Source organism: Microvirga sp. HS2 (assembly GCF_055792805.1).
Genome location: NZ_JBVVAJ010000019.1, coordinates 36,597 through 57,092, shown reverse-complemented (window position 1 = coordinate 57,092; position 20,496 = coordinate 36,597). Strand labels below are relative to the sequence as shown.

The window sequence follows — 20,496 nt, the reverse complement described above, 5'->3', positions numbered from 1 at the left end:
TCAACCCTTCTTGCGGTACATGGCGAGCATGCGCTGGGTCACCAGGAAGCCGCCGAAAATGTTGATGCTGGCGAGAACGAGGCCGATGAAGCCGAGGGCCCGCGCCCAGATCGGTCCGTCGCCCAGGCTGTCGGCCACGTTGACGCCCACCGCCAGCAGCGCGCCGACCACGATCACCGAGGAGATCGCGTTCGTCACCGACATGAGCGGCGTGTGCAGCGCGGGCGTGACCTGCCAGACCACGTAATAGCCGACGAAGATCGCCAGCACGAAGATGGCCAGACGGAACACGGTGGGGTCCACCGCGCCGTGAGTGACCGTGGAGACGGCCGCGCCTGCGGCGGCTGCCACCTGATCGGCCAGGATTTGCGCCTGCTCGGCGGCGCGCTGGGCCGTTTCGGCCGCTGCGCGGGCCTGCTCGACGGCCTGTTCGGGCGTGAGAGTCGCCATGAGATCCCCCTTGGAGTTCTAAGCTGCGGGCTGGAAGGCGGGGTGAACCACCGCGCCGTTCCGGGTCAGGCAGGTGGCCTTCACGAGGTCGTCGTCCCATTTCACGGACAGCGCCTTGCTCTCCTTATCGACGAGCGTCTCGACGAAGGCGTAGAGGTTCTTGGCGTAAAGGCTGGAGGCCGTGGCCGCGAGACGCCCGGGCATGTTCAGATGGCCGACGATCTTCACGCCCTGGTGGGTCGTCACCTTGCCGGGCTTCGACAGTTCGCAATTGCCGCCGCGCTCGACCGCGAGATCGACGATCACGGAGCCGGGCTTCATGGATTCGACCATGGCGCGGGTAACGAGCTTGGGCGCGGGACGGCCCGGGATGAGTGCCGTGGTGATGACGATGTCCTGCTTGGCGATGTGGGAGGCCACCAAGGCCGCCTGCTTCTCGCGGTAATCGGCCGACATCTCCTTGGCGTAGCCGCCGGCGGTCTCTGCCTGCTTGAACTCTTCGTCCTCCACCGCGATGAACTTGGCGCCCAGGCTTTCCACCTGCTCCTTGGCAGCCGGGCGCACGTCGGTGGCGGTCACCACCGCGCCGAGGCGTCGAGCCGTGGCGATGGCCTGGAGGCCCGCCACGCCCGCGCCCATGACGAAAACGCGGGCCGCCGGCACAGTGCCGGCCGCCGTCATCATCATCGGCATGGCGCGGCCGTATTCGGCGGTGGCATCGATGACGGCGCGGTAGCCGGCGAGATTGGCCTGGGAGGACAGCACGTCCATGACCTGCGCGCGGGTGATGCGCGGCATCAGCTCCATGGCGAAGGCAGCGACCTTGGCCTCCGCCAGGCCCTTGAGCGCCGCATCCTGGCCGTAAGGGTCCATGATGGCGATGACGAGAGCGCCGGGCTTCACGCCGGCGAGCTCGCCTTCGGCCGGACGGCGCACTTTCAGGACGACATCGGCATCCCGCAGGGCCTCCTCGCGGGAAGGCGCGATCACGGCTCCGGCCGCCTCGAACTCCGCATCGGGAATGCCGGCCTTGGCGCCGGCTCCGGCCTGGACGACCACCTCGGCACCCAGAGCCTTGTATTTCTTGACCGTCTCAGGGGTCGCGGCGACGCGGGTCTCCGCTCCATCAGCCTCGGAAAGAACGGTGATTCGCATCGTAGCCCCCCTGCGATCGATCAAGACAAAGAAAAGGCCCTGAAACAGGGCCTCATAGTCCTTAGAATGTCAGTAGAAGATGAGTGCAAGCAACAGCAGCACACCCACGGCCGCCGGGGCGCGGACCCCGATCGATGGGGCTATGGCCCCGATCGCGCCGGACGCAAGCGATAGGATCACGCCGAAAATCGCTGTCAGCCACGCATGCTTGATGCCGCCGACCGCCAGAGCCAGCACGTGACAGATGATGACGGCGGTCGCGATCTCGGCAAACCGCACGAACCCACTGTAGGTCACCTCATGGGTAGGGCCGTCCATATCCGGACTATAACCCCCATGCGGCGCATGTTTTGTATCGGCCATGATTCAACGCCCTATTAGCATCGGTTGTTAATTGCTGCGTTTAACGCATGCGGTGAGGAGCCGCAATCTTTCCAAGCAACTCCGGGGAAACTTTATGAACGCACAGGACCGTTATTTTATCCCCAGGAATTCACGCCATTGGGGTAGGCAGACAGTCTCATAGTCATAGCGCTCCACCGCGATCCGGCGCGCCTCCATCGCCATGGTGGCGGATTTTTCCTTTTCGGCCAAGGTTTCCCGCACCCGCTCCGCCAGGGCCTTGTGGTCGAAAAAGGGAAAAAGACGCCCGTTCACCCCGTCCGTGACGATCTCGCGAACCGGCTCCGTATCCGAGGCGACGATCCGGCATTCGAGGGCCATGGCCTCGATGGAAGACCAGGACAGGACGAAGGGATACGTCATGTAGACATGGGCGGAGGAGACCTGGAGCACCCTCACGAACTGGTCGTAGGGCAGGTTCCCGACCAGATGGACCCGCGACCAGTCCACCGGGCGATCGATCTTGGACTTGAAATGCTCGTACCAGGAGAGCCCTCCGGGGGCCGACCCCGAATAGCTGTTGCCCTTGCCGCCGATGACGACGACCTGGAGATCCGGGTCGATGTCGAGCAGGTCAGGCAGGCTCTTGAAGACGATATGGGCCCCGCGCATCGGCTCGATATTGCGGGTCACATAGGTAACCACCGGCTTCTGGCGTGTCAGCTTCGGCCCGTCCTTGCCGATCTGGATCCCGACCCCCGGGTCCGGCACGAGCCTCTTCGTATCGATGCCGTCGTGGATGATGGCGATCTGATCATGCAGGTAGGCCGGAAAGGTGTCCCGCTGGTACCGGGTCGGCGCGACGGCCGCGTCGGCGGCGTCGAGCGCGCCGAGCTGCATGGAGTTCTTCAGGCGCAGGCGCCAGATCACCTCCTCGTTGGTGACGGGGAATTCCGGGTCGAAATCGAGGTCCTGGCCCTTGGCGCGGTAGTAATACTCGAAATAGGCCACATGCCTGGCCTTGGGCCATACGTCCTTCAGGAACAGGTTCTCGCCCCAGCCGGTATTGACCACCACCACATCGGGCTCGAAGCCCTGGCGGGCGAGCTCCCGCGCCTTGTGCGCCACGCCGTAGGCCCGCCGCAGGCGGGGGATGATCGGGGAGAACCGTGCTTCGTGCTGCGGATCCTCGGGCCCCGGCACAGGGTCGTAGCGGTAATATTTCACGCCCGGCAGATGGCATTGCTTCACCATGCCCAGCGCAACCACCTCGTGTCCCTCGGCCACGAAGCTCTGAGACAGACGCAGAAACTGGCCTGGAAAGTTCTGGTGAACGAAGACGATCTTCATGGGCTGCCCCTCACGCTGGAGCATCGGACCCAAAAGTGGAATCCACTTTTGGGATCCATCCGATGCCCCATTCCTGGACGAGCGCATCGTGGGGCGCGGAAAACCGGATCCACTTTTCCGCACGATGCGCTTGGATAAGGCCTGTAAGGCCTGCCCGCGGGAAACGCAACCTCATTACACGGGAAGCGGCAGACCGGCAGCAGTCAGAACCTCGGTCTGGCGCCGTGCCAAGCCATCCAGCGAGAATCGCTCGATCTCGGTCTCGAAGAGCCGGTGATAGTTCAGCTCGGCCTTGAGGTGCAGGAAGACGGCGCCGAGCCCCACCGCGGCCCGGTCCATGAAGACGAATTCGCGCGGCACCGTCACGGGCCCCTTCTCCTTCAGGGCCTTGTGCACCTCGAAAGCCTGCCGGCGGCCGTATTCTCCGGGCTTCACCCCGTCCGCGACCGTGCGGACCCGGTCGTCGAGCAGGGGAGCGTAGATGAAGCGCGCCCAGATGTTGAGGATGTCGATCAGTTCGTTCGAGAGATCCCGGAAGCCCCAGGTCTCGTAGGCATGGACGATCCTGGCGCGGTCGTCCGTCTGGAGGCCCCGGTAGAGGTCGACCACGCCGCCGACGAAACGTGGGTGGAAAATGCGGACGCAACCGTAATCGAGAAGGTTGATTCCCCTCGCCTCGCCGTCTTCGGAGAACACCGTGTAATTGCCCAGGTGCGGATCGCCATGGATGACGGCGGCATGGCTGAAGGGGTGCCACCAGGCCTTGAACATGGCGATCGCCAGCCGGTTGCGGATCTCGACCGGACTCTCCGTGAACTGCAGGATCTTCTCGCCTTCCAGCCATTGCAGCGACAGGAGCCGTTTCGTGGAGAGCTCGGGATGCACCTTCGGCACGCGCACGTCCTCGACGTCCGCCAGAGTCTCGGCATAGAGGGACGCGTGCTTGGCCTCGCGCTCGTAATCGAGCTCCTCGCGCACCCGCTCGCCGATCTCCTTGGCGATCTCGCGGGTGTCGATGGCGGGGTCCATGCGCCGGTGCAGGGCGAAGACGAGTTCGAGCTGCTTCAGGTCGGCTTCGACGGCCGACTGCATGTCGGGATATTGCAGCTTGCAGGCGAGCTTCTCGCCGTCCTTCGTGGTGGCCCGGTGAACCTGGCCCAGGGACGCCGCAGCGGAAGGATTGAGGTCGAAGGAGCCGAAACGGCCCTGCCATTGCGGCCCCAGCTCCGCCTGCATGCGCCGCTTGACGAAAGCGGCACCCATCGGCGGCGCCTCGCTCTGCAGCTTCTGCAGCTCGGCGGCATATTCCGGGGGAATGAGGTCGGGAATGGTGGCGAGCAGCTGCGCCACCTTCATGATCGGCCCCTTCAATCCCCCCAAGGCCTGCGCGAGCGCCGCCGCGCTGGAGGCGTCGCGGGCGTCGCCGCCGAAGAGCCGCGCGCCGGCCATGCGCGCGGCCACGCCGCCCATATTCGCGCCGACGCGGGCATAGCGCGCGGCGCGGGCGGAAAAGCGGTTCGCTTCGTTGTCGCGATCAGCCATGGGAGAAGGTCTTTCCGATCATGTTACGAATATGCCGATGAGCCTCTTCGTCGAGGACGCTCATCGGCACATTGCGCCAGAGCAAGCATTACGCTGTCTTTTCCATGGCCTCCAGCTCGCCGATCAGGCGCTCGATCATGGACAGGCCGATCTGCCAGAAGGACGGGTCGCGGGCATCGAGCCCGAAGGGGGCGAGAAGCTCGGTGTAAGGCTTGGAGCCGCCCGCCGAGAGCAGCGCGAAGTAACGATCCACGAAACCCTCGTTCGAGCGCTCGTAGATGCCGTAGAGCGAGTTCACCAGGCAATCGCCGAAGGCATAGGCGTAGACGTAGAACGGCGAATGGATGAAGTGCGGGATATAGGTCCAGAAGGTCTCGTAGCCGGGGCCGAGGCGGATCGCGGGGCCGAGCGATTCGTCCTGCACGGACATCCAGAGTTCACAGAGATTCTCGGCGGTCAGCTCGCCGTTGCGGCGCTCCACGTGCACCTTGCGCTCGAACGAATAGAACGCGATTTGGCGCACCACCGTGTTGATCATGTCCTCGACCTTGGCGGCCAGCATGGCCTTGCGCTGCACCGGATCCTTGGTCTGATCGAGCAGACGGCGGAAGGTGAGCATCTCGCCAAACACGCTCGCGGTTTCCGCCAGCGTCAGCGGCGTCGGCGCCATCAGCGCACCGTTGGGCGCGGCGAGCACCTGATGCACGCCGTGGCCCAATTCATGGGCGAGCGTCATCACATCGCGCGGCTTGCCCTGGTAGTTGAGCAGCACGTAAGGATGGGCCGACGGAACGGTCGGATGCGCGAAGGCGCCGGGCGCCTTGCCGGGGCGGGTCGGCGCATCGATCCAGCCCTCGTCGAAGAAGCGGCGCGCGATATCGGCCATGCGCGGCGAGAACGCGGAATAGGCGGAGAGCACGGTATCGCGCGCCTCGGTCCAGGGAATGGTGCGCTGCTCGACCTTCGGCAGCGGCGCATTGCGGTCCCAATGGTCGAGCTTGTCCTTGCCGAACCACTTGGCTTTCAGCGCGTAATAGCGATGCGACAGGCGGGGATAGGCCTCGCGGACGGCAGCGACCAGCGCATCCACCACCTCGCGCTCGACCCGGTTGGCGAGGTGGCGTGAATCCGCCACGTCCTTGAAGCCGCGCCAGCGGTCGGAGATTTCCTTGTCCTTGGCGAGGGTGTTCGTGATCAGCGTGAAGGTCCGAAGATGTGCCTTGAAGGTCTTGGCAAGGGCGTCGGACGCGTCCTTGCGCATGGTCTCGTCCGGATCCTGGAGCTTGTTGAGCGTGGGCTCGATGGGCAATTCATCGCCGCGGACCGTGAAGCGCAGGGACGCGATGGTCTCGTCGAACAGGCGGTTCCAGGCGGAGCGCCCGGTCACGGACTTCTCGTGGAAGAGCTGCTCGATCTTGTCGTCGAGCTGGTAGGGCTTGTCCTTGCGCAGATCCTCGATCCAGGGCTTGTAATGCGAGAGCGGCTCCTGCGCCAGGGCATTGTCCAGCACCGCGTCTTCGATTCGGTTGAGTTCGAGGCCGAAGAACAGAAGCTCGGTGGAGGCCGTGGTGAGGCGCTCCTGCGTGTCGCCGTAGAACTTCGCACGGACCGGATCGGTGGTGTCGCCGGAATAGATCAGGCCCGCATAGGACATGATGCGGCCGAGAAGATCCTCCAGCGCCTCATAGCGCTTGATCACGTCGGTGAGAACCTGAGGAGCGTTCTCGCCACGCGCCATGGCGTCGAGCTTGCCGCGATAAGCCTCTGCGAAGGCCCTGCACTCCTCCTCAGCCTTGGCGAGGTCGCTCTTGAACGCCTCGCTGTCCATGCCCGGATAAAGGTGGGACAGGTTCCACTCTGGGAGCGAGCCGATGTCGACCTGGACGGCGCCGGTAGAAGATGTCTGGGGCACGGAAGAAGCTTTCTGGGACATGACTGGAAGCGGGGTTGAAAGAAGGTGAACCACATATTGGCGGTCCAGCCTTCCGGATCAACCCAGAGGACGGGGATATGGATCCGCCCGAACGCTCCCGGCGTTAAGGCCGGATTTACCCTTCTTGCCCAGCATCGCCGGAACGATTCCCTCAGACCGCGTCCTTTTCGAATGCCCCTTCACCGCTTCTTCGCAGACGATATCCGCGCCCTCCGCCAGGGCTCGGACGGCTTCGAGGCGGGCTCAGAACGGAAAAGGATGGCGCGGCTGGCGGATCGTGCGGCCCGCTCGGCCCTGCCCGTGCTGATCGAGACGGAGGCGGGCAGCGGCGCCAGGGCCCTGGCCAAAGCGATCCACGACAGCGGCGAGCGGAAATCACGCCCCTTCGTCGCCTTCCGGGCGAACGAAGCCTTTTCCGATCGGGAATCCCAGGAAGCCGCCCTCCTGCGCCATATGAAGGAGGCTCGCGGCGGCACGCTGTTCATCGAGGACGTCGGGTACCTGTCCGGAACCGCACAGGAGCGCCTGACGGAGGCGCTGTTCCAGTTTGAAGCCGGACCACGCTCGGGACGACGCCTGGATATCCGTCTCATCGCGAGCGCGGGGTTCGACCTGTCGGACAAGGTCCGGGAGGGCCGGTTCAAGGAGGACCTCTATTATCGCCTCCAGGCCCTGTCACTCACCTTGCTTCCCTTGAGAGCCCAGAGGGAGGCCGTCGCCGAATGGGCGGTTCTCTTCGCGGAGCGCTTTGCGTCGGATGAGAGCAAGACGGTCCGGGGCCTGTCCGCGGATGCCATGTCCCTGCTCGCCCGCTACGACTGGCCGGGCAATCTCCGGCAGCTCGAGAACGCGGTCTATCGCGCCGTGATTCTTGCGGACGGAGCTTTCCTGACGCCGAGCGAGTTTCCCCAGATCGCGTCCCAGGTGGAAGGTTTCCGCATCGACATCCCGCCGGTTCCGGCGGCGCGGACGCTTGCCCCCCTTCGTGCGCAGGAACCGGGCCCAGGCCACGATCCTCATGCGCTTTCACTGATTCGTGAAAGCGGAGACATGCTGACGTTGGCGGAGCTGGAAGAGCGCGCGATCCGCTTCGCCCTCGTGCATTATCAAGGACATATGTCGGCCATTTCGCGTCATCTCGGGATCGGGCGCTCCACGCTTTACCGAAAATTGAAGGAACTCGGCTTAAACGATGCAGCCGCATGACGCCTTTGCGCGTTAAGCGTGGCAGAGGTGTGCCCGCGCACGGACGAAAAACAGAGGATGCGGAGGATGCAACGTCCTCCGTTACCGTTGCGAGAAGGAGAAGGTCATGCGTGACTTGCGCAAGACGGCATTATGGCTCGGTCTGATCGGATCGGCCTCGTTCTTGTCTCTTTCCGCAATGGCGCAGACGGCAACGAATGGTTCACCGGGCCTGTCCGAGCCCGTACCGGCGCAAAGCCCCACCGATCCCGCCTCGGCGCAGGAGAAGAACGCTCTCCATGCGATTCCCGTGCCAGAGCCCGCACCGGTCGTTCTCGAGACTGCGGATCGGAGCCCCGAGCCCGTCATCGACATTCCGCTTCCCGAAGCCGCCCCCGTCACGGCGCTCATGCAGCAGGACGTGTTGCGCCTGACGGTCGAAGGCCTCCTCGCGGACGATGCCGCGATGCGCGATCTTCGCCTCTCGACCAAGGAGCGCGAGGCGATGCGGGCTTTCTATGCACAATCCGAGCGCCCCCTCGCCTGGGCTCAGGACGGAGCCTTCATGCAGGCGGCCATGGGAGCCATCGCACGGCTGAAGGATGCGGACGAGGATGGCCTGGACGTCACAGACTATCCCCTGCCCGATGTGAAGCTGCGCAAAGATGCCCCGCCCGCCCAATGGGCGGAGGCCGATCTGAAGCTCTCGGCTTCCGTGATCCGCTATGCCCGCGATGCACGCGGCGGGCGCCTCGATCCGTCCCGCCTCTCGCCGCTGGTCACGCCGACGCTGGCTCTTCCCGACGCCGGCGAGGTCCTCAGGAAAGTCGCCTTCGCGAAGGACGCGAACGCGGCACTCGAATCCTACAACCCGCCGCATGCCGGCTATCGCGCCCTGAAGAAGCAGCTCGCGGAGCTGCGGGCGAGCCATCCGACGCAGCCGAGCGTGCACGTGCCCAAGGGACCCGCCTTGCGCGTGGGCATGAAGGACCCGCGCGTTCCGCTGATCCGCGCACGCTTCAACCTGCATGACGACGAGGACAACCAGAACGTCTACGACAAGCGTCTGGCCTCGGCGGTGGCGGCGTTTCAGAAGGAAAAGGGCCTTCAGAGCAACGGCGTCCTCACCGCGCAGACGGTGGCCGCCCTCTCCGGCCCCTCGCCGGCCCAGCGCGAGGCGAACCTCATCGCCAACATGGAGCGCTGGCGCTGGCTGCCGGAAGACCTCGGCAAGCGCCACATCATGGTGAACGTGCCCGAGTTTCGTCTGCAGCTCGTGGATGGCGGCAAGGTCGCCCACGAGACGCGGGTGATCGTCGGCAAGGAGCAGTCGCAGACGCCGATTTTCTCCGAGGACATGAAATACCTGGTGGTCAACCCGTCCTGGACGATCCCGCCGTCCATCATGAAGAAGGAGATTCTCCCCGCGCTCGCCAACGACCCGGATTATGCCGCTAAAAAGGGCTACAACGTCATCCGCAAAAATGGACGGCTCATCGTCCAGCAGCCTCCGGGCGAGCGCAATGCGCTGGGATTCGTGAAGTTCATGTTCCCGAACAAGCATGCGGTCTATCTGCACGACACGCCCAACCGCAATCTCTTCTCGTCCGCCAAGCGCGCCTTCAGTCATGGCTGCGTGCGTGTGGAGAAGCCCTTCGAGCTCGCAGAGTTCATCATGGGCGAGGGCAGCAAGTGGGACGAGCAGAAGTTGCGCGGCCTGATCGGCAAGGGCGAGCGCACGGTGTTCCTGCCGAAGCCGCTTCCGGTGCATCTGGCCTATTTCACCCTTGCGGTCGACGAGAAGGGTTCCCTCAAGTCCTATCCCGACCTCTACGGCCTCGACCAGAAGGTCCGGGCGGCCCTGAATCTCGCCCAGTGAGCCTCTTCGAAGAGCGGCCCCACGGCCGCTTTTTTGTGCCCATTTAACCTGAAGGTAACCGTCTTCGGCAAAGATCCCTTCACGATATGTGGGTACCGCATTTCCCAGAAATGCGGCGAGTAAAACGAGTATCCCAGTGAGAGTATTGCGTTCCGACGGCATGGCGCGCCGCGCCGGCATTGGTCTTGCGGCCTTTCTGGCCGTCATGGTCGGAGGCGTGCGCGGCACGCAGGATGCCGTCGCCAATGGCGATACGCGCACGCTGACCTTCTACCACAACAACACGAAGGAAACCCTCACCGTCACCTTCCGGCGCAACGGCCAGTACGATTCGGCTGCCCTGCAGCAGCTCAACTGGTTCCTGCGCGACTGGCGGCGGGACGAGGCGACCCGGATGGATCCACGCCTGTTCGATACGGTGTGGGAGGTCTACCGCGAGGTGGGCTCGAGCGCGCCGGTGCGCGTGAACTCGGCCTATCGCTCGCCCCAGACCAACGCCATGCTGCGCCGCCGCTCCAGCGTGGTGGCGAAGAACAGCCAGCACATGCAGGGCAAGGCCCTGGACTTCTATCTGCCGGATATTTCCGCCGATCGCCTGCGGGCCGTCGGCATGAAGCTGCAGAGGGGCGGCGTCGGCTATTACCCCAATGCCTATACGCCTTTCGTGCACCTCGATGTGGGCAGCGTGCGCGCCTGGCCGCGCATGACGCGCGATCAGCTCGTGCGCCTCTTCCCCGACGGCAAGACGGTGCACATCCCCGCCGACGGCAGGCCTCTGCCGGGCTACGAGCTCGCCAGGGCCGAAGTGCTCGCCGGCGGCGGCACGGTCGCAGGCTACAGCGCCTATGCGGACGCCGAGGAGGCGATCGCCGCTCAGCAGCCGCGCCGCAAGAGCTTCTGGGCCACTCTGTTCGGCCTCGGCGACGACGAGGCGGAGGACGTGGAGGAGATCCGCACGGCGTCACGCCCCAGCAGCGCGATCATGGCTTCGCGCAGCGGGCCCGGCAATTATTATGCGGATGACCGCAATTCCTCGCCCATTGCCGCCCTTCGGCAATACGAGGACAGGAATACGCCGGTTGCGCGCCAGGCTCCCGCGGCCGTGGCGCAGGCCCGGCCGGAGCCTCAGCCTGCTCCGGCGGTGATGGCTGCGATGGCGCCTGCCCTGCGTGAGGATCTGTCCCCGCCCGCGGCGGCGCCCCTGCCGCCCACCCGGATCAGCGGCCTGCCGAGCACGGTGCAGACCGAAAGCGGCCCGACGCTCGCATGGCAGCAGGGCCCGGGCACCCAGAACGACATGTCGATCGCCAAGGGCATGGCCTTCGCGCCGATGCCGCCGCGTCGTCCGGGTTCGGGCGGGGCTGCGGATGAGGTCGCCGAGACCACCGCGCTCGCCTATGCCCCGCTCCCGCCTGCCCGCCCCGGCTCGCTCGCGGCGACGAACCCGATCCCTGTGCTGAGCGAGCTGCGCGGCCCGGCGGAAACCGTGGTGGCGAGCTCGGCCCCGCTCCCCCCGCCGCGGCCGGATCGTCTGATCGTCGTCGCCTCCGCAAGCGCCGTCGATATCCCGGTCACGGGCTCGACCCCGAAGCTGCCTGCCAAGCCCCTGCCGAGGGACACCAAGGCAAGCCCGGTCCCGCTTCCCGAGGTCAAGGCTCCTGCCGGGAAGAAGCCGCAGAAACCCGTCACGGCGCTGACCTCCCTGATGTCCGCCGAACCCAGCGTTCACATGGGCTTCTCCAGCAAGCCGATCGGCGATCTGGCGACGAACAAGTTCACAGGTCCGGCGGTCAAGCCGCTGCCGGTGGTGAGATGAAAAAGGGCCCCGAACGGGGCCCTTTTTCGTAGTCAGTCGCCGTGCCTGCGGCTGTAGCCGTTGCGAGGCGGAGAGGCCCATCCCGCAGGCGCGGCCTTCGGCTTGTAGATCTCGACGAGCAGCGGGTGGCAGACGGCCACGTCGCTCGAATGCTCCGCACTGCAATCGCCGCCGGGGCAGGCCGACAGGGCGCCGAGCAGATCGATCTCCGCGAAGAATTCCAGGTAATCGCCCGGACGCACGGGGCTCGCCTTCATGAAGTACTGGCCCGTGTCGCGGGTGAAGCCCGTGCACATGAAGACGTTGAGCACGTCATGGACCGCGGGCTCCACGGCCTCGCGCGAGCGGCCGGTTCGATCGGCGAGCGCGCGCGTGAGATTCGAGTGGCAGCAATGATGATACTCGTGGCCCGAGAGGAGCTTGTGCGTGTAGGGATCGCAGCGTGTTCCGATCACGTCGTGCACGGATCCGCCGAATTCGTCGAAGCCGTACCAATCGAGCGTATCATGCGTGATCGTCGCCATGGGCCGGAGATAGGGCAGGCAGGACCAGAGCTGGTCCCCGGTGGACAGGTGCGTGCCGTGCAGCGCGCGCGTCTTCCCGGAGAAAAAGCGCTCGTTGAGGTCTTCCGCCGCCCACAGATTCAAGTCGCCGACCTGCGGCCCTTCGATGCTGACGATGCGAAAGAAGGAGCCGGCCGGCACCGAGAAGCAGCGTGCCTCGCGCGGCGGTACGATCACTTCGTCCACCTTCTCCCACCCGTCGCGGGCCGCCTGATAGCCGGAGAGGTTCGGGCGGGGAAGCGTATCGACCGGGTAGCAGATGACCGGAGGGATCTTCCGGCGCTCATCGGCGTCCTGAGGCTCCGTGACTTCGTTGCGCGCTCTCTTCATGGCTCACTCCTGGTAACCCGATGCTCACCTGTCCGGATATACGAGGACGGCTCCGGAGGCGGCAAGCGAAGAGTTCGGAAAAGGCCTTTCGCCCATGGTTCTTTTCCTGTTCCATGACACCAGCCCAAGGACGGCCCGATGAACGACGCAGAGACAACCCGCTCGATCGAGGACTACCCGCACCGCACCTCAGCCGAAATCCGCTATGCCGACCTGGACCGCCAGGGCCATGTCAACAACGCGGTTTTCGCAACCTATTCGGAAATCGGCCGGGTGGCCTTCCTGTACGACCCCGCGCGCCCTCTAGCCCCTCCAGGGACGAGCTTCGTGGTCGCCCGGCTTCTGATCGAATTCCGGGCGGAGCTCTTCTGGCCCGGCACGGTCGAGATCGGCACCGGCGTTCTTAAGATCGGCCGAAGCTCCTTCAGCCTGGCGCAGGGCATGTTCAACGACGGTCGCCTGGTCGCGACAGTGGACAACACCCTCGTCATGGTCGACCAGCAGACGCGCCGCTCCACAAAGCTGCCTCCCGACACCATTGCGGCGCTTCATCACCTTCGTCTTCCGGGCCCGCCGGAGAAGTAAGCCGCCATCCGAGCGCTTCGCGGTACTCCTTCCGGGCCAATTCTCCCCATTCGCCCTATGGTATGTCTGCTTAAGAGTGGTCGCTTCGTGCGCTCTGCGGGCCTAGGACTCACACGTGATGCGTGGAGCCGGCCATGGATGACGAAGACGGCGACGGACTTCTCGAAATGCCGCCCCAATCGCCCGCGAACGATGATCTCGCCCGAATGCTGGATTGGGTCGGCCTGTCGGCGGCCGTCGGCATGATCGTGTTCGCCATCGTTCTGGCTGCGTGACCGTTCCACGAAGCCATGACCATGGCGATCGACGGCGCGCCATGCTCCGTTTTGGCCAGTGTCACTTCGGAACATTGCCCCTCCCCGACACTTCCTCCCCAATACCTTTTTGGAACAGGACATACCGGGAGCGAAACTCTGTGGACGCACTCTTCAACCAGGCAACGGTCGGCCTTGCTGAGTGCGATCTGAGTGGCTGCATCCTGCGGGCGAACGATTACTTCTGCGCCATGCTCGCGCGCAGCCGCGACCAGTTGATCGGACGTCACCTCAGAGACGTCGTGCATCCGGACGACCTTCCACGGACGGAAGCTCTTCTCGCCGGCCTTCTGAAGGAGGATCGCTATGAGGTCGAGAAACGCTACCTGCGGCCCGACGGCTCCGTCGTCTGGACCCGCACCGCCGCAAGCCTGATCCGCGATGAAGCCGGCCGGCCGGACAAAGCTCTGGCCGTCTGCATCGATATATCGGCCGACAGGCAGTACGAACAGAGTTTACGGGAAAGCGAAGAGCGGTTCCGCCTGCTGGCGGACTCGGTGCCCGCCCTCGTGTGGATCAGCAATGCCCAGGGCGAGATCACCTATACCAGCGAACGTTGGGCGAGATATACGGGGCGCCCGCCGCACGAGGCTCTCGGCGACGGCTGGCTCAAGACGATCCATCCCGACGACGTTGCGGAGACATTGCGGCGCTGGGACGAGGTTCGCACCCACGGCATCCGCTATGAAACGGAAATGCGCTACCGTTGCCATGACGGCGCCTACCGCTGGCATGTCGTGCGCGCCAACCCGTATCGCCACTCCACGAGCGGCGAGATCCTGGCTTGGTTCGGCAGCTCCACGGACATCCATGAGCGCAAGGTGACCGAGGCGCCGCTGCGCGAGAGCGAGCAGAGGCTTCGCGCCACCTATGAGCAGGCGGCTATCGGGATCGGCGAAGTCGAGCCGGGCGGCCGGTTCATCCGGGTCAACGAGCGGCTTTGCGCCATCAGCGGATACGATCGCGACGAGCTGCTTTCCATGACCCTGGAAGACATCACGCATCCCGAGGATCGATGGTCCGAGCTCGATATGTTTCACAAGCAGATGTACGGGGACGTCACCAGCTATTCCATCGAGAAGCGCCTCGTTCACAGGGACGGGCATCCCGTCTGGATCGCGGTTTCCGCATCGCGCGTGGACGACCTGGAGGGACGCCCCCTCTACGGCATTCGCGTCATCCGGGACATCTCCGCGCGAAAGCGCGCCGAGCAGAGCCAGAGCCTTCTCATCAACGAGCTGAATCACCGCGTGAAGAATACCCTGACGACGGTGCAGTCCATCGCGCGGCAGACCCTGCACAACGCCCGCACGCCCGAGCAGGCGGCAGAGGACCTCGAGGGCCGACTGCTGGCCCTGTCCCGGGCCCACGACGTCCTGACGCGCGAAAACTGGGAGGGCGCACGCTTCTCGGACATCGTCGCGCAGGCGATTGCGCCCTATCTGAGCCGCGGCAAAGGCCGCTTTCACGTGACGGGGCCGGAAACGCGGCTGACGCCGCAACAGGCATTGGCTCTTGCCATGGCTCTCCAGGAATTGGCAACGAACGCCGCCAAATACGGCTCTCTCTCGAATGACGAAGGAATCGTGGCCATCGGGTGGTACCTTGCGGAGGCGCCAGATGGTCTGCACCTGCATCTCACCTGGAGGGAAAGCGGCGGGCCGCCCGTCGAGCCTCCGACGAGACGGGGCTTCGGAACGCGCCTCATCGAGCGTAGTCTCGCGCGCGAGCTCGAAGGAAAGATGAAAATAGACTTCCTGCCGAAAGGGGTCGTCTTCACGGCGGACATCCCGGGCATGAGCGAATAGGCCGAGACGAACGGGCGCCGACGTCCGCGCTAGCGCATCGTGCGGACCCAGCGGGCCGCGCAGCGACCCGAAGGGCCACGTCAGTGAAAAGTGGATCCGGTTTTCCGCGCCCCGCGCTGCGCTCATCCAAGAAGGGAGCATCGGACCCAAAAGTGGATTCCACTTTTGGGTCCGATGCTCTAAGCGGGCCCCGCCCCGTGGGGCGGGGCCGGATTCATCAACTGCGCTTCGGCGGAGAGGCCGGCCAGCTCTTGATGAGTGTGTCGTAGTCCACCGTCTCACCCTTCGGCTTCTCGTCCGCGAGCTTGCGCTGCGGCGCGATGTTGCCGGCGGCTTCCGCCTTCTTGAACCACTCCTCTGCGGAAGTCTTCGGGTTCAGCTTCGGACCGCATTCGCCCTGCACATTGGCGCGTTCGAGACGGCCGAGCACCTCGTCCTGCGCCGCGGCGAGCGAGTTCATCGCCTCCTGCGGGGTCTTGGCGCCGGAGGCCGCGTCACCAATGTTCTGCCACCAGAGCTGCGCGAGCTTGGGATAATCCGGCACGTTGTTGCCGGTCGGCGTCCATTGCACGCGAGCTGGCGAGCGGTAGAACTCGATCAGGCCGCCGAGCTTCGGCGCACGCTCGGTGAAGCTCTTGTCCCAGATGTCGCTTTCGCGGATGAAGGTGAGGCCCACGTGGCTCTTCTTCAGCGAAACCGTCTTCGAGGTCACGAACTGCGCATAGAGCCAGGCCGCCTTGCGGCGCTCGACGGGGGTAGACTTCAGGAGCGTCCAAGAGCCCGCGTCCTGGTAGCCGAGCTTCATGCCCTCCTTCCAGTAGGAGCCATGCGGAGAGGGAGCCATGCGCCACTTGGGCGTGCCGTCCTCGTTCATCACCGGCAAGCCGGGCTTCACCATGTCGGCCGTGAAGGCGGTGTACCAGAAGATCTGCTGCGCGATGTTTCCTTGCGCCGGAACTGGGCCTGATTCGGAGAAGTTCATGCCGTTCGCCTGCGGCGGAGAATATTTCTTCAGCCAATCGATATACTTGGCGATGGAGTAGACTGCGGCGGGGCCGTTCGTGTCGCCGCCGCGCTCGACGGAGGAGCCGACGGGACGGCAGCCCTCCATGCGAATGCCCCACTCATCCACCGGCAGCCCGTTCGGGATCCCCTTGTCCCCGTTTCCGGCCATGGAGAGCCACGCATCGGTGAAGCGCCAGCCGAGCGACGGGTCCTTCTTGCCGTAATCCATATGGCCGTAGACCTTGACGCCGTCGATCTCCTTCACGTCGTTGGTGAAGAACTCGGCGATGTCCTCATAAGCCGACCAGTTCACGGGCACGCCGAGATCGTAACCGTACTTGGCCTTGAACTTCTCCTTCAGATCGGGACGCTGGAACCAGTCGTAGCGGAACCAGTACACGTTCGCGAATTGCTGGTCCGGCAGCTGGTACATCTTGCCGTCGGGCGCGGTGGTGAAGGACTTGCCGATGAAGTCGTTGACGTCGAGCGTCGGCGACGTCACGTCCTTGCCTTCGCCCGCCATCCAATCGTCGAGTGAAACCGCCTGCTTGTAGCGGAAATGCGTGCCGATGAGATCCGAGTCGTTGACCCAGGCATCGTAGATGTTGCGGCCCGATTGCATCTGGGTCTGGATCTTCTCGACCACGTCCCCCTCCTGAATGAGGTCGTGGTTGAGCTTGACGCCGGTGATCTCGGAGAAAGCCTTGGCGAGAACCTTCGACTCGTATTCGTGGGTCGTGATCGTCTCGGAGACCACGTTGATCTCCATGCCGGCGAACGGATTCGCCGCGTTCACGAACCACTCCATCTCCTTCATCTGCTCGTCCTTGGACAAGGTGGAGGGCTGGAATTCCGTTTCGATCCAGCGGCGGGCTTCATCCATGCCCGCGAAGGCTGCGCTCGATCCGAGCGCCATGGCGATGGCGCTCGTCGAGACGAAGAGTCTCAAGCGCCGGTGAGATTGGGGTCGTTTCATGCGTTCCTCCCAAATGGTGTCCTGACTGGCGTTCTCGCCGTTGTCTCCTCCGGCCCGGACTGTCCGAAGGAATTGTTGGGACCTGCCGCCTTTCACGCCGTGCGGAACACCAGCGCTGCGTAAAGGAGCGACAGGCCCGAAGCCCACCACAGATCGGGCCCGACCAGCCCAAGCCACGCGAGGTGGATGAAGGCGGAGCCCAGGAGAGAAATGAAAAGACGGTCCCCGCGTGTGGTCGGAATGCGAAGGATTCCGATACGCGGGGACTCGGGACGGTAGATCGCGAGGATCGTCATCACGACGAGGAGGCACCCGATGCCCGCGAAGAAGAGGCCCGTCTGCCAGGTCCATGCCATCCAGCTCAAATCGGGCATGCGCGCCTCCCTTAGACCCGCCCCAGGGCGAAGCCCTTGGCGATGTAGTTGCGCACGAACCAGATCACGAGCGCGCCGGGAATGATGGTGAGCACGCCCGCCGCCGCCAGAAGCCCCCAATCCATGCCAGCGGCTGAGACGGTCCTGGTCATGGTGGCCGCGATGGGCTTGGCGTTCACCGCGGTGAGCGTGCGCGCGAGCAGCAGTTCCACCCACGAGAACATGAAGCAGAAGAATGCGGCGACGCCCACACCGGAGGCGATGAGCGGCATGAATATCTTGATAAAGAACCGCAGGAAGGAATAGCCGTCGATGGCAGCGGTCTCGTCGATCTCGCGCGGTACGCCCGACATGAAGCCTTCGAGGATCCAGACGGCAAGAGGCACGTTGAACAGACAATGCGCCAGCGCCACCGCCCACGGCGTGTCGAAGAGGCCGATCGCGGAATACAGGTTGAAGAAGGGCAGCGCGAAGACCGCGGGCGGCGCCATGCGGTTGGTGAGAAGCCAGAAGAACAAATGCTTGTCGCCGAGAAAACGGTAGCGCGAGAAGGCATAGGCCGCGGGCAGCGCGACGGCGATCGACAGCACCGTGTTGATCAGCACATAGGTGAGCGAGTTGATGTAGCCCGAATACCAGCTCCGGTCCGTGAAGATCGTGACGTAATTCTCGAACGTGAGGTTCTGGGGCCAGAGGGTCAGGCCGGAGGTGATCTCCGTGTTCGTCTTCAGGCTCATGATCACGAGCCAGTAGATCGGCATCATGAGGAACAGGAGGTAGAGCGTCATCACCACCACGCGCCCGTTCACGCGCGGCCCGACGAGGGCTTTGTTCGCGGCGACGGGGGCCGCCTCGGTCTTCACGTCGGAGGATCTGATGGCGACGGAATCTGTCATGCCTCGACTCTCTCGTTCCGCGCATCGACGTTGATCATGATGGTGTAGAAGACCCAGCAGATGGCGAGGATGATCAGGTTGTAGACGAGCGACATGGCCGCCGCCTTGCCGAGGTCGAACTGTCCGAGAGCAAGCTTCACCAGGTCGATGGACAGGAAGGTCGTGGCGTTGCCAGGTCCGCCACCGGTGAGGACAAAGGGCTCGGTATAGATCATGAACGAGTCCATGAAGCGCAGGAGGACCGCAATCAGCAGCACGCGCCGCATCTTCGGAAGCTGGATCGTGCGGAAGACCGCCCAGCGGGAGGCGCCGTCGATGCGCGCAGCGTGGTAATAGGCATCGGGAATGGATTTCAGCCCAGCATAGCACAGGAGCGCGACAAGGCTCGTCCAGTGCCACACATCCATGACGATGATAGTGACCCATGCATCGAGCGGGTCGCCCGTATAATTGTAGTCGATTCCGAGATGGTTCACGAGCCAGCCGAGCAGGCCGATATCGCCGCGGGCGAAGACCTGCCAGATCGTGCCGACCACGTTCCACGGAATCAGGAGCGGCAGCGCCATGAGGACAAGGCAGAGCGCCACGGTCCAGCCCTCGCGCGGCATGGACAGGGCCACCAGGATCCCGAGCGGCACCTCAATCAGAAGAATGATCGCCGAGAACATGAGCGTGCGCCAGAGCGCGTCGAAGAAGCGGCCGCCGAGGTCGGTCGAAGGATCGAGCAGCTCCTGGAACCAGCCGACGCCGTTCCAGAAGAACTGGTTGTTTCCGAAGGTGTCCTGCACCGAGTAGTTCACCACCGTCATCAGCGGGAGAACCGCCGAGAAGGCCACGATGAGAAAGACGGGCAGGACCAGGAACCAGGCCTTGTTGTCGACGGTCTTCGTCATGCGGCCTGCCCCTCCAGCGGCTCTCCGGCGACCAGGTGCCCATCGGCATAGATGTGGATATGGCGCGGATCGAGGCGAAGCGAAGCCTCGTCGTCGCCGATCACAAGACTGTCCGGGACGCTCGCCGCGAGCATGCGTCCATCGAGCTCCACCCGTGCGATGCGTCCGCGCCCGATATCGTCGATGCGCCGGATCCGGACAGGCAGTCCCCTCCCCTTCGGTTGGAGTTCGACGAATTCAGGCCTGATGCCGAGCTCGATCCGTTCCTGTTGCGGCAGGTTCGCGTATCCCCATTGAAGCGCCACTGGCGCGCTACCCAGATAGGCGGTTGCGCCTTCCACGCGGCAGGGTAGAACGTTCATGCCCGGAGAACCGATGAAATGACCGACGAAGGTGTGGGCAGGGCGCGCGAACAACTCGTCCGGCGTTCCGGTCTGGACCACCGCGCCGTCATGCATGACGACGACCTTGTCGGCGAAGGTCAGCGCCTCGGTCTGGTCATGGGTGACGTAGATCATGGTGATGTCCAACGCTCGATGGATCTCCTTGAGCGTGGAGCGCAATTGCCATTTCAAGTGCGGGTCGATCACCGTGAGCGGCTCGTCGAACAGGATAGCCGCCACGTCGGAGCGCACGAGACCGCGCCCGAGCGAGATCTTCTGCTTCATATCCGCCGTGAGGTTGCTGGCCTTGCGTCCGAGAACGGGCGCGAGATCGAGCAGGCGCGCGATCTCCTCGACCCGCTGCGCCGTCCTGTCCTTGGGAACGTGACGGTTCTTCAAGGGAAATGCGAGGTTCTCGCGCACCGTCATCGTGTCGTACACCACGGGAAACTGAAACACCTGTGCGATGTTGCGCGCTTCTGTCGGCAGGTCGGTCACATCGCGGTCGTCGAACAGGATGCGCCCTCGCGTCGGCCGCACGAGGCCCGAGATGATGTTGAGAAGAGTGGTCTTGCCGCATCCCGAGGGGCCCAGTAGCGCATAGGCACCGCCCTGGTTCCACACGTGATTGATCTCCTTCAGAGCGTAATTGTCCGACGTCCGCGGATCCGGCCGGTAGGAATGGGCGAGATGGTCCAGGGTGATGCGGGCCATGGC

Annotated in this window: 18 protein-coding genes; 6 read left to right on the top strand and 12 right to left on the bottom strand. The window is 64.4% G+C overall.

Annotation, left to right across the window (positions count from 1 at the left end):
• From ACS5Q0_RS16645 to ACS5Q0_RS16620, 6 genes are all read right to left on the bottom strand, one after another.
• Nucleotides 1-450, bottom strand: a complete 450-nt coding sequence (locus tag ACS5Q0_RS16645) for a proton-translocating transhydrogenase family protein (protein WP_473127770.1) — start codon at nucleotides 448-450, stop codon at nucleotides 1-3.
• An 18-nt stretch (nucleotides 451-468) separates the two neighbouring features.
• Nucleotides 469-1,605, bottom strand: a complete 1,137-nt coding sequence (locus ACS5Q0_RS16640; protein ID WP_473127769.1) for a Re/Si-specific NAD(P)(+) transhydrogenase subunit alpha — start codon at nucleotides 1,603-1,605, stop codon at nucleotides 469-471.
• A 69-nt stretch (nucleotides 1,606-1,674) separates the two neighbouring features.
• On the bottom strand, nucleotides 1,675-1,968 hold the full coding sequence (locus ACS5Q0_RS16635; protein ID WP_473127768.1) for an aa3-type cytochrome c oxidase subunit IV: 294 nt from the start codon (nucleotides 1,966-1,968) through the stop codon (nucleotides 1,675-1,677).
• A 111-nt stretch (nucleotides 1,969-2,079) separates the two neighbouring features.
• Entirely contained in the window at nucleotides 2,080-3,297 is a 1,218-nt protein-coding gene (locus tag ACS5Q0_RS16630) for a glycosyltransferase (protein WP_473127767.1), read from the bottom strand.
• 174 nt (nucleotides 3,298-3,471) lie between these two features.
• Nucleotides 3,472-4,839 carry an ABC1 kinase family protein gene (locus ACS5Q0_RS16625; RefSeq protein ID WP_473127766.1) on the bottom strand — a complete coding sequence of 456 codons (1,368 nt, stop codon included), beginning with the start codon at nucleotides 4,837-4,839 and terminating at the stop codon, nucleotides 3,472-3,474.
• 88 nt (nucleotides 4,840-4,927) lie between these two features.
• A complete protein-coding gene (locus ACS5Q0_RS16620; RefSeq protein ID WP_473127765.1) occupies nucleotides 4,928-6,772 on the bottom strand; it encodes a M3 family oligoendopeptidase in 1,845 nt (614 codons plus the stop codon).
• A gap of 171 nt (nucleotides 6,773-6,943) precedes the next feature.
• Between ACS5Q0_RS16620 and ACS5Q0_RS16615 the strand changes: the two genes are divergently transcribed.
• The 3 genes from ACS5Q0_RS16615 (at nucleotide 6,944) to ACS5Q0_RS16605 (ending at nucleotide 11,652) form a co-directional block, all read left to right on the top strand.
• The gene (locus tag ACS5Q0_RS16615) at nucleotides 6,944-7,978 is read left to right on the top strand and encodes a sigma-54-dependent transcriptional regulator (protein ID WP_473127764.1); all 1,035 of its coding nucleotides are present in this window, start codon (nucleotides 6,944-6,946) and stop codon (nucleotides 7,976-7,978) included.
• Between the two features lie 106 nt (nucleotides 7,979-8,084).
• Nucleotides 8,085-9,836: a L,D-transpeptidase family protein gene (locus ACS5Q0_RS16610; RefSeq protein WP_473127763.1), complete on the top strand. Its 1,752-nt coding sequence runs from the start codon at nucleotides 8,085-8,087 to the stop codon at nucleotides 9,834-9,836.
• 136 nt (nucleotides 9,837-9,972) lie between these two features.
• Complete coding sequence (locus ACS5Q0_RS16605; RefSeq protein ID WP_473127762.1) at nucleotides 9,973-11,652, top strand: peptidoglycan L,D-endopeptidase MepK; 1,680 nt, start codon at nucleotides 9,973-9,975, stop codon at nucleotides 11,650-11,652.
• A gap of 32 nt (nucleotides 11,653-11,684) precedes the next feature.
• On the opposite strand, the gene ACS5Q0_RS16600 is transcribed toward ACS5Q0_RS16605, so the two are convergent.
• Nucleotides 11,685-12,545: an urea carboxylase-associated family protein gene (locus ACS5Q0_RS16600; RefSeq protein WP_473127761.1), complete on the bottom strand. Its 861-nt coding sequence runs from the start codon at nucleotides 12,543-12,545 to the stop codon at nucleotides 11,685-11,687.
• Nucleotides 12,546-12,683: 138 nt separating this feature from the next.
• On the opposite strand from ACS5Q0_RS16600, the gene ACS5Q0_RS16595 reads away from it, so the two are divergent.
• The 3 genes from ACS5Q0_RS16595 to ACS5Q0_RS16585 all read left to right on the top strand — a co-directional run bounded on the left by ACS5Q0_RS16595 (nucleotide 12,684) and on the right by ACS5Q0_RS16585 (nucleotide 15,252).
• On the top strand, nucleotides 12,684-13,130 hold the full coding sequence (locus ACS5Q0_RS16595) for an acyl-CoA thioesterase (protein ID WP_473127760.1): 447 nt from the start codon (nucleotides 12,684-12,686) through the stop codon (nucleotides 13,128-13,130).
• A gap of 134 nt (nucleotides 13,131-13,264) precedes the next feature.
• Nucleotides 13,265-13,405, top strand: a complete 141-nt coding sequence (locus ACS5Q0_RS16590; RefSeq protein WP_473127759.1) for a hypothetical protein — start codon at nucleotides 13,265-13,267, stop codon at nucleotides 13,403-13,405.
• Between the two features lie 140 nt (nucleotides 13,406-13,545).
• Complete coding sequence (locus ACS5Q0_RS16585; protein WP_473127758.1) at nucleotides 13,546-15,252, top strand: PAS domain S-box protein; 1,707 nt, start codon at nucleotides 13,546-13,548, stop codon at nucleotides 15,250-15,252.
• Nucleotides 15,253-15,469: 217 nt separating this feature from the next.
• Here the strand turns inward: ACS5Q0_RS16585 and ACS5Q0_RS16580 are convergent, their stop codons facing one another.
• The 5 genes from ACS5Q0_RS16580 to ACS5Q0_RS16560 all read right to left on the bottom strand — a co-directional run bounded on the left by ACS5Q0_RS16580 (nucleotide 15,470) and on the right by ACS5Q0_RS16560 (nucleotide 20,493).
• Complete coding sequence (locus ACS5Q0_RS16580; RefSeq protein ID WP_473127814.1) at nucleotides 15,470-17,173, bottom strand: ABC transporter substrate-binding protein; 1,704 nt, start codon at nucleotides 17,171-17,173, stop codon at nucleotides 15,470-15,472.
• Between the two features lie 152 nt (nucleotides 17,174-17,325).
• A complete protein-coding gene (locus ACS5Q0_RS16575; RefSeq protein WP_473127757.1) occupies nucleotides 17,326-17,607 on the bottom strand; it encodes a DUF2160 domain-containing protein in 282 nt (93 codons plus the stop codon).
• Nucleotides 17,608-17,618: 11 nt separating this feature from the next.
• Nucleotides 17,619-18,395 (bottom strand): carbohydrate ABC transporter permease, encoded by a 777-nt coding sequence (locus ACS5Q0_RS16570; RefSeq protein WP_473127813.1) that lies wholly within the window; start codon nucleotides 18,393-18,395, stop codon nucleotides 17,619-17,621.
• Between the two features lie 104 nt (nucleotides 18,396-18,499).
• Entirely contained in the window at nucleotides 18,500-19,396 is an 897-nt protein-coding gene (locus tag ACS5Q0_RS16565) for a carbohydrate ABC transporter permease (protein ID WP_473127756.1), read from the bottom strand.
• Nucleotides 19,393-20,493 carry an ABC transporter ATP-binding protein gene (locus ACS5Q0_RS16560; RefSeq protein WP_473127755.1) on the bottom strand — a complete coding sequence of 367 codons (1,101 nt, stop codon included), beginning with the start codon at nucleotides 20,491-20,493 and terminating at the stop codon, nucleotides 19,393-19,395. Before ACS5Q0_RS16560 ends, ACS5Q0_RS16565 begins: the two co-directional genes overlap by 4 nt.
• Nucleotides 20,494-20,496: the final 3 nt, after the last annotated feature.

Bases quoted from the DNA above. Each gene is read 5' to 3' on its own strand.
- ACS5Q0_RS16625 (WP_473127766.1), bottom strand. From the start codon at position 4,839: ATGGCTGATCGCGACAACGAAGCGAACCGCTTTTCCGCCCGCGCCGCG.
- ACS5Q0_RS16645 (WP_473127770.1), bottom strand. From the start codon at position 450: ATGGCGACTCTCACGCCCGAACAGGCCGTCGAGCAGGCCCGCGCAGCG.
- ACS5Q0_RS16575 (WP_473127757.1), bottom strand. From the start codon at position 17,607: ATGCCCGATTTGAGCTGGATGGCATGGACCTGGCAGACGGGCCTCTTC.
- ACS5Q0_RS16635 (WP_473127768.1), bottom strand. From the start codon at position 1,968: ATGGCCGATACAAAACATGCGCCGCATGGGGGTTATAGTCCGGATATG.
- ACS5Q0_RS16580 (WP_473127814.1), bottom strand. From the start codon at position 17,173: ATGGCGCTCGGATCGAGCGCAGCCTTCGCGGGCATGGATGAAGCCCGC.
- ACS5Q0_RS16600 (WP_473127761.1), bottom strand. From the start codon at position 12,545: ATGAAGAGAGCGCGCAACGAAGTCACGGAGCCTCAGGACGCCGATGAG.
- ACS5Q0_RS16565 (WP_473127756.1), bottom strand. From the start codon at position 19,396: ATGACGAAGACCGTCGACAACAAGGCCTGGTTCCTGGTCCTGCCCGTC.
- ACS5Q0_RS16610 (WP_473127763.1), top strand. From the start codon at position 8,085: ATGCGTGACTTGCGCAAGACGGCATTATGGCTCGGTCTGATCGGATCG.
- ACS5Q0_RS16590 (WP_473127759.1), top strand. From the start codon at position 13,265: ATGGATGACGAAGACGGCGACGGACTTCTCGAAATGCCGCCCCAATCG.
- ACS5Q0_RS16620 (WP_473127765.1), bottom strand. From the start codon at position 6,772: ATGTCCCAGAAAGCTTCTTCCGTGCCCCAGACATCTTCTACCGGCGCC.
- ACS5Q0_RS16560 (WP_473127755.1), bottom strand. From the start codon at position 20,493: ATGGCCCGCATCACCCTGGACCATCTCGCCCATTCCTACCGGCCGGAT.
- ACS5Q0_RS16615 (WP_473127764.1), top strand. From the start codon at position 6,944: ATGCCCCTTCACCGCTTCTTCGCAGACGATATCCGCGCCCTCCGCCAG.
- ACS5Q0_RS16630 (WP_473127767.1), bottom strand. From the start codon at position 3,297: ATGAAGATCGTCTTCGTTCACCAGAACTTTCCAGGCCAGTTTCTGCGT.
- ACS5Q0_RS16595 (WP_473127760.1), top strand. From the start codon at position 12,684: ATGAACGACGCAGAGACAACCCGCTCGATCGAGGACTACCCGCACCGC.
- ACS5Q0_RS16570 (WP_473127813.1), bottom strand. From the start codon at position 18,395: ATGACGCTCTACCTCCTGTTCCTCATGATGCCGATCTACTGGCTCGTG.
- ACS5Q0_RS16640 (WP_473127769.1), bottom strand. From the start codon at position 1,605: ATGCGAATCACCGTTCTTTCCGAGGCTGATGGAGCGGAGACCCGCGTC.